Annotated in this window: 6 protein-coding genes and 2 pseudogenes; 4 read left to right on the top strand and 4 right to left on the bottom strand. The window is 41.8% G+C overall.

Features of this window, described 5'->3' with window-relative positions; translation table 11 throughout:
• Positions 1-114: 114 nt before the first annotated feature.
• Together H6G97_RS44790 and H6G97_RS44785 are read right to left on the bottom strand one after the other, a co-directional pair.
• Positions 115-303, bottom strand: a complete 189-nt coding sequence (locus tag H6G97_RS44790) for a pentapeptide repeat-containing protein (RefSeq protein ID WP_190946910.1) — start codon at positions 301-303, stop codon at positions 115-117.
• A gap of 289 nt (positions 304-592) precedes the next feature.
• Entirely contained in the window at positions 593-1,114 is a 522-nt protein-coding gene (locus H6G97_RS44785; RefSeq protein WP_190946909.1) for a hypothetical protein, read from the bottom strand.
• Positions 1,115-1,362: 248 nt separating this feature from the next.
• On the opposite strand from H6G97_RS44785, the gene H6G97_RS44780 reads away from it, so the two are divergent.
• A complete protein-coding gene (locus tag H6G97_RS44780) occupies positions 1,363-1,917 on the top strand; it encodes an EF-hand domain-containing protein (protein ID WP_190946908.1) in 555 nt (184 codons plus the stop codon).
• 222 nt (positions 1,918-2,139) lie between these two features.
• Positions 2,140-3,189: an SGNH/GDSL hydrolase family protein gene (locus H6G97_RS44775; protein WP_190946907.1), complete on the top strand. Its 1,050-nt coding sequence runs from the start codon at positions 2,140-2,142 to the stop codon at positions 3,187-3,189.
• A gap of 199 nt (positions 3,190-3,388) precedes the next feature.
• On the opposite strand, the pseudogene H6G97_RS44770 reads toward H6G97_RS44775, so the two are convergent.
• Both H6G97_RS44770 and H6G97_RS44765 read right to left on the bottom strand, forming a co-directional pair.
• A pseudogene (locus H6G97_RS44770) lies at positions 3,389-3,655 on the bottom strand (WGR domain-containing protein); the annotation flags it as partial.
• 13 nt (positions 3,656-3,668) lie between these two features.
• The gene (locus H6G97_RS44765) at positions 3,669-4,004 is read right to left on the bottom strand and encodes a hypothetical protein (protein WP_190946906.1); all 336 of its coding nucleotides are present in this window, start codon (positions 4,002-4,004) and stop codon (positions 3,669-3,671) included.
• Between the two features lie 185 nt (positions 4,005-4,189).
• Between H6G97_RS44765 and H6G97_RS44760 the strand changes: the two are divergent.
• Both H6G97_RS44760 and H6G97_RS52025 read left to right on the top strand, forming a co-directional pair.
• Positions 4,190-4,423: pseudogene (locus H6G97_RS44760) on the top strand (IS630 family transposase); the annotation flags it as partial.
• 484 nt (positions 4,424-4,907) lie between these two features.
• The gene (locus H6G97_RS52025) at positions 4,908-5,090 is read left to right on the top strand and encodes a hypothetical protein (protein WP_206759168.1); all 183 of its coding nucleotides are present in this window, start codon (positions 4,908-4,910) and stop codon (positions 5,088-5,090) included.
• Positions 5,091-5,277 lie beyond the last annotated feature (187 nt).

The following is a 5,277-nucleotide window of genomic DNA, read 5'->3' as shown; positions in this document are numbered from 1 at the left end:
TTCTTGTAGTTCTGCGATCGCCGCTTGTAAATGCTGGTTTATCATTGTTCGCTGTTAGACAGATATACACCTCCGTATTATCTCATAGCCTTTTTCAGAAATCAAATATGATTCCTATAGTATTAATCTAAATATCCATTGAGGTTGTAACCCAGCCTCAGCATGACTAAAGTTAGCCTCAGTTAAATTAGCCGCTCTGAAATCGCAAGAGCAGATATCAGCATAGCTAAAGTTTGCACCAGCCAAGTCTTGACCTTTGAATGAACGACCTCTGAGATTTTGACCGGAGAAGTCTTGGGGCATGGCTAGGCTTGTAAAAGCGAGGGTTTATGTTACATACAGCTTCAATATCAGCTTTTACGAACTGTAACACAAGATTTCTGTTGAAGTTTGTGTGTTCAGCGATCGCATTTCTTGGGCAAGCTTTCACAATGAAGACTTCGCAGAAGTAGCGCTCTCAACTACTGGCATATATTGCAGCACTCGTTCCCATTAAAAGTGCCACGCCGTTTCTACCAATATTTCTTTACCGTTGGCTAAAGCGATTGCTGCTTGACGGTGCTTATCTACATAATAATACAGAAAATGTGGATCAAGATTCCCTTGCATTAATACTGCCAAGCGACCAATTATTTTCTGAAAAAGGGGACGCATAATCTGCGACTCGCTGCCATCCCCACTTATAGGCAGTATCAACCAGAATTTCTTTCCCATTTCGGAACTTAATAAATTCCTGCCCGTGATTGTAAAATATGTCTGCAACCAGTTGATTACGCTCGTCGTAACCCCACTTATCCACTGCTGCCTTCCACCAGCGTTTTCCGGGGGAGAGTAACTGTTCAAGTTCTAGATACTCCGGCTTCCAGTACTTGGTGCGCCATTGATTTGCCAGTGCCTCAATTAATATCGCAGTCGGGTAGATCGGCTTCAGGTTTTCTTCGAGCCAGAGTATATAAACAATCGCGCTCCTGAAAGCATCTTCTAAACAATAGCTTGCTGCTTCTAGAGCTTCTTGGAGTTGCTCGTCATTAAAATTTACGCCGAGCGCTCGCAGGGCTGGAGCGTACAAATCAAATAATTCTTGTTCTACTGAATCGATAGACCAGAACCACATAAGAAAAAGAAAACTCCTGCTGGGTGGCTAAATAAAATTTAGCATTTAGGGTGGGAAGTGTTGATGTGGAAACAAGTAGCGATGTCTACGACGGGCTGCGCCTACGCAAAACTTTGTCCACCTTAATTTGAGTACATTGCTAACGCTTGTGATAAGCATTATACGGGTGAAGGATGCGATTGCACGCAGCATTTTATTTCAGGTATTGGCCTTATTATGGAGTGGATACGCGATGTCGTAAAAACACCATGAAAGATTTCCTGGATCGCAAACTCTCTAAACGCTTCCGCACCTTCGATGACGATCACAATGGCTTTATTGAGCAGAGCGACTTCGAGATGTCAGTTGCGCGTCTGGCAGAAGAGTTCGGTCATGATGAAGAATCCTCCGCTCGACAACGGCTGCTTGATGTTTGCTTAGGCTTGTGGCAGCACTTGTTGCAAGTAGCCGATACAAATACTGATGAGCGCATCAGTGAGGCTGAGTACAAAAGAGCGTTCGCGTTAGGACTGCTAGAAACCCCCGAAGCATTTGACCAAGCCTATATGCCCTTCCTTGAATCAATTATGGATATCGTTGACCAGGATAGTGACGGTCGGCTGACCGTCACTGATGAGATCCGATGGACTGGGGCTATGATGCAGCTATCCGAACAAGATGCCCGCGAAGCATTCCGGCACCTTGACAAGGACGAAGATGGCTTCATTACCACCCATGACCTGCTCGAAGCCATCCGCGCCTATTACTTTGACGACTCACTCGATTCTCCTCGCTATTGGCTGCTTGGTTCTCTCGATTCATAACCCTACTCCCTAACGCCACATACTCCATCCATTGGCGCAAAGTATGATTTTTGCAAATGATTAAGTAATTTCCCTTAATACATCTTGCTTAATCAAGCTAGAAAGTATATATTTTTTCATGTGCGTAATTACAAGCAAATAAACCTTAGTTACGAGCATGGGCGGATAGTTTTGTGCGATCGCCGTTAAGAAACAAGCTGAAGACCTCATGAAAAAGTCAATATGCTAAGAAATATTCCTTTGAAAATATTTACTACTACCGCAGTAAGTAGTGCGGCTTTTTTGTGTGTAAGTGTTAATAATGCTTATGCAGCTTCTTTCAATTCGATTTCTCGTATTTATGCTTTTGGTGATAGCTATTCAGATAATGGGGCAGCACTTCGGATTACAACAGCAGCAGTTAACTCTGGGGTACCTGGAGCGTTTATATTCCCACGAGTGGACGTGTATGACTCTGACGGTCGATGGACAAATAATCCGGGATTAACATCAGTTGAGGTACTAGCAAAACAAGAAAATTTACAGTTAACAGATTATGCAGTAGGTGGTGCAAAAAGCGGCAATGGCAATTTAAGTACTTGGCTTGATAAATATCAAGATACAGGTTTCTTTGGTCAAATTGAAGAATATAAAGCAGAAGTTAATCGCGTGGCAGATTCTAAGGGGTTATACTTCATTTTTATATCTACAAATGACTTATTAGAAAGGTTTTTTAATAATCAGACTGGTTCGGTTGATGCCTTAGCTGATACTGCTGTTAACAATATTGCTTCTGGAATATCACAACTTACAGGGCTAGGGGCAGAACAGTTTTTTGTCGTAAATTCTACAGATTTAGCTGCATTACCGCTTTTTGAGCAATACTCACAAGAGGCAGCTAAGTTTAGAGATGTTATCAATAAAAGTCTTCCCGGTCAACTCGATACCCTGAATAAGCAATTAGGTGTTGAAGTTGCACTATATGACCATGTTGCAATTAGCAACAAAATTCGCTCTACCCCATCGGCATTTGGTTTTACCAATATAAATGATGCCTGCGAACTTTTATACACTACTGGGGGGTTAGAGCCTGGTTGTTCAACCCCTGATAATTATTATTACTTTGACGAGATTCATCCCACTCGTCGTGTACATCAGATTATTGGTGAAGATATGTCCAATTTCTTAGAGACACAAAGAATAAAAACTGTTCCTGAGCCATCAAGTTTTTTAGCTTGTATATCTTGTATGATTATGATCAGTTTACTACGGCGTAAAGTTCATAGTAGCTAAGGGCATCATCGTGCTAAAAACAGGAAAACTATAGCAATACACAAGGGACAAACCCAGATTTAATAAGCAGGTATTTGGGAAGGGAATTAATTTTTTTTGCACAAGCACTACTGGCTGACTCTAACAATTATCGCTTTTGTGAATATCTGCTTGTAAGCCAAACTGAACCCTACATTGAGCAATATCATAATTTGGATCGTAATAGTAACGATCGCTTGATTTCAAAAACTTCACAATTACTATCGATTTGTGACTGACTTCTTCTGTAGCCTTTCATCATCTTTTCGGCTACCAGATTGTTGAATTTACTTACCGCTCTCTGATGATTGCCTAATGTGTGGACTTTAGTCTGTGCTTGATAGCCGACTCTGCCCCACTGCACTGTTAAATTACCATCTTCGACTTTGGCAGACCAAAATTTATTGCTGTTCTGGATAGCATCAACAAAGACTAAATAGGTTTCCATGTTTCTTACCCTGTCAACTCGCTAACTTCTGGGCATTGCCCCATCGAATTTGATGCTGTAAAGCTTCAAGTATCGTTTCTGCTTCCAGAGTTGTTAGTCCATTTAAAACAGAGCAGATATTACACCAATTCTCTTTGATAAAGCCGGGATCTGACAGTACATCTTCTAATGCCATTTCTACAGTATATTTATCTGGACTATGTTCTTGCATGAAGACATAATTAGCCAGCGCCATCCGAAGTAAGAGTTTATCTTCTCTGTCTAACTTCTCCAAATACATACCATATTTATCAACCAGTTGGTCAATGATTGGAGTCTGCCCGTAATAAGTAACTAAGTCTGTCGTCATGTTTCTTCGCCTTATTAACTATGTTAATTGGTTGCTCTCAATTACTGAAAGAAAGAGCGATCGCCTCATAGGATCAGAAGACAATCGCTTTCTCATCAGTTCATATTGCGAAACTTAGCAGCACGCAAAGACTGAGTTTTCGCTGCAACCACAGGACTACTAGCCCGTCGTGCGGTGGATGCCCAACCTTAAATAGTGAACTTGACAAAGAACAATGGTTGCTCACTTGCTTGAGATTTGCCCCAAATGCACCACAACAGAATCCTGTAGAAGATATTTGGCTGCAAGCAAAACGATTAATTAGAGAGTTTTATTTTTTCTGTCATTCTTTTACCGTAGTCAAGGCGTTATTTGAGCTATCGATTCATTGTCAAGTTTTTGACTTCTCCAAACTTCGTGAGTATGGTGTTTTCTCATAAATCATTTAGGATTGCTATAGCCGTTTACCTGAGCTAATTATTTTGATTTATAGCTCTAATTTACAGCGAACTGCCAGCACCCGTAACGCGAAGGGTTCGCAAGTCAACCATTACAAACCAAATCGAGTTAACGTTCCAAGTCGAAACATAGTTTAGAGACATGATCACCGGGGTATAGCACAAGCTCTATTGAGTAGGTAAAGAAGCCTGGAGAAGCAATCAACGGACACACAGCCATTTTGAGCAAGCCTTTTATTAAAAGCAGAAGCAATCGCCTAAGTGCAGTGGCTGGCAAATAATACTATTGAAGCCGTCGGTCGCGTGACGCACTATGTCTTTTGCTTAGTAGCTCTAACTACTGGTTAGGAGCAAGAAAAATGAGGCTTCGCCAATTCTAGAGTGAGAGTGTTGTGCTGAAAGCACAACAAACTGACCAATAAAAATAGGACGATCGCTCCGTCGGGAAAACTTAGCGATCGCCCCTATGCCCCAACCATCTAAAGAAGAGGCAATTTATAATGATGACACAAACTTCAGCCCCTACGCCAACAAAAGATCCGTTGACCACATGCGATCGCGAAATCATTGCAACCATCGCCAATCAGTCGGACTACTCCAAAAACTGCCAGCCCGAAGATGTAATGACTATCTGGATCAACAGCGATGATATTGTGTGGGTAAAAATGACCCACGGCTATGCTCGATATCACAAAGAGCCATTCAAACGCGCTGTTGCAGAGGTTATAGCAACAGACAAGGCGGTTAGGACGCTAGGCGAAGTACATATTCCATAGCATCCCTGATACAGTCAAATTGAATAAGTTGTTGACGAATTCGACTCTTCAACCATGACC

This window comes from Nostoc flagelliforme FACHB-838, from assembly GCF_014698065.1.
In the GTDB taxonomy this organism is placed as follows: domain Bacteria; phylum Cyanobacteriota; class Cyanobacteriia; order Cyanobacteriales; family Nostocaceae; genus Nostoc; species Nostoc flagelliforme_B.
This window is presented reverse-complemented; position numbering and strand designations above follow the sequence as displayed.

What these genes read in the sequence shown, in the direction of transcription:
- H6G97_RS44780 (WP_190946908.1), top strand. Translation starts at nt 1,363, where the DNA reads ATGAAAGATTTCCTGGATCGCAAACTCTCTAAACGCTTCCGCACCTTC.
- H6G97_RS52025 (WP_206759168.1), top strand. Translation starts at nt 4,908, where the DNA reads ATGCCCCAACCATCTAAAGAAGAGGCAATTTATAATGATGACACAAAC.
- H6G97_RS44775 (WP_190946907.1), top strand. Translation starts at nt 2,140, where the DNA reads ATGCTAAGAAATATTCCTTTGAAAATATTTACTACTACCGCAGTAAGT.
- H6G97_RS44790 (WP_190946910.1), bottom strand. Translation starts at nt 303, where the DNA reads ATGCCCCAAGACTTCTCCGGTCAAAATCTCAGAGGTCGTTCATTCAAA.
- H6G97_RS44785 (WP_190946909.1), bottom strand. Translation starts at nt 1,114, where the DNA reads ATGTGGTTCTGGTCTATCGATTCAGTAGAACAAGAATTATTTGATTTG.
- H6G97_RS44765 (WP_190946906.1), bottom strand. Translation starts at nt 4,004, where the DNA reads ATGACGACAGACTTAGTTACTTATTACGGGCAGACTCCAATCATTGAC.